Genomic DNA, 1,806 nt, shown 5'->3' with positions numbered 1-1,806 from the left:
TTTCGGCAGTGTAAGATGTCGAAAAGAGACACGCCCGAGCCCGACCCCGGGTCCGGACCCCATCCCGACCCCGATCCGCGACGCACCGGAGGAGACGCGTGAACGACGTACTCGACGTCGCCCTCCGCCTGGTCCTGGTCTTCGCCGTGTTCCTCGTCCTGCCCCTCGTCGTGGGGCAGGCGGAGCACAAGGTCATGGCGCACATGCAGGGCCGCCTGGGCCCCATGTACGCGGGCGGTTTCCACGGCTGGGCGCAGCTCGTCGCGGACGGCGTGAAGTTCGCGCAGAAGGAGGACGTGGTCCCGGCCGACGCCGACCGCCGCGTCTTCCAACTCGCTCCCGCCGTGGCGCTCCTCCCGTACCTCCTCGTCCTCGTCGCCATCCCGATCGGCCCCGGCGAGGGCGCGGTCGGCGTGGCTGTCGACGCGGGCGTCTTCTTCGTCCTCGCCGTCATGGGCGTGGGCGTGCTCGGCTCGCTCATGGCGGGCTGGGCGTCAGCCAACAAGTTCTCCCTCCTCGGCGGCCTCCGCACCGCCGCTCAGCTCCTCGCGTACGAACTGCCGATGCTCCTGGCCGCCGCCTCCGTCGCCATGGCGGCCGGGACGGTGTCCCTGCCGGGCATCCTCGACGCCTTCGAGTGGTGGTGGCTGCCCTGGCAGATCGTCGGCGCGCTGGTCTTCTTCGTCGCCGGCCTCGCCGAGCTCCAGCGTCCGCCGTTCGACATGCCGGTCGCCGACTCGGAGATCATCTTCGGTGCGTACACCGAGTACACCGGTCTGCGCTTCGCCCTGTTCCTGCTCGCCGAGTACGCGGGCATCGTCGTCCTGTGCGGTCTGACCACCGTCCTGTTCCTCGGCGGCTGGCACGGCCCGTTCGGCGCCGACGGCCTGGGCTGGGTGTGGACGCTCCTGAAGACGGCCGTGCTCGCCTTCGTCGTGATCTGGCTGCGCGTGAGCTACCCGCGGCTGCGCGAGGACCAGTTGCAGAAGCTCGCCTGGACCACGCTCGTCCCGCTCGCCCTCGCCCAGATCGCCCTCACCGGCATCGTCAAGGTGGTGATCCAGTAATGCCTCCGATCCCCGGATCCGGCCTCGCCAAGGGGCTGGCCGTCACCCTGCGGACGATGACGAGGAAGAGCCACACCGCGCAGTACCCCGACGTCCAGCCCGAACTGCCGCCGCGCACCCGCGGCGTGATCGGCCTGTTCGAGGAGAACTGCACGGTCTGCATGCTCTGCGCCCGCGAGTGCCCCGACTGGTGCATCTACATCGACTCCCACAAGGAGACGGTGCCGCCTGCCGCCCCCGGCGGGCGCGAGCGCAGCCGCAACGTCCTCGACCGCTTCGCGATCGACTTCGCCCTCTGCATGTACTGCGGCATCTGCGTCGAGGTGTGTCCTTTCGACGCGCTGTTCTGGTCGCCGGAGTTCGAGTACGCGGAGACGGACATGCGCGACCTTGTCCACGAGCGGGACAAGCTCCGCGAGTGGATGTGGACGGTGCCGGAGCCGCCCGCCCTGGATCCGGGCGCGGAGGAGCCGAAGGAGCTGGCCGCCGCCCGCAAGGCGGCCGACAAGCTCGCCGCCCAGCGCGCCGCCGAGCAGGAGGCCACCGCCCGGGCCGCCGCCACACCCGCCGACGGCGCCTCCACTCCCGGTACGCCCGCCTCGGGCATCTCCGGCCCGGGCGCTCCCGCTCCGGGTACTTCCGCCCCCGGTACGCCCGCCCCGGGCACCTCCGCTCCTGGCATGCCCACCCCGGGCACCTCCGACCAGGGCAAGCCCACCCCGGGCACTCCCACCCAGGA

At 71.5% G+C, this 1,806-nt stretch carries 2 protein-coding genes; both read left to right on the top strand.

What is annotated here, in order from left to right; all coding sequences use genetic code 11:
* The first annotated feature begins 98 nt into the window (after window positions 1-98).
* Window positions 99-1,067 (top strand): complex I subunit 1/NuoH family protein, encoded by a 969-nt coding sequence (locus MW084_RS05415; protein WP_010470581.1) that lies wholly within the window; start codon window positions 99-101, stop codon window positions 1,065-1,067.
* A partial coding sequence (locus tag MW084_RS05410; RefSeq protein ID WP_275563496.1) for a NuoI/complex I 23 kDa subunit family protein occupies window positions 1,067-1,806 on the top strand: 740 nt, incomplete at its 3' end. The genes MW084_RS05415 and MW084_RS05410, both read left to right, overlap by 1 nt.

The organism is Streptomyces sudanensis, assembly GCF_023614315.1.
GTDB lineage: Bacteria > Actinomycetota > Actinomycetes > Streptomycetales > Streptomycetaceae > Streptomyces > Streptomyces sudanensis.
The sequence above is the reverse complement of the archived record's forward strand: the minus strand, read 5'-3'. Positions and strand labels throughout refer to the sequence as shown.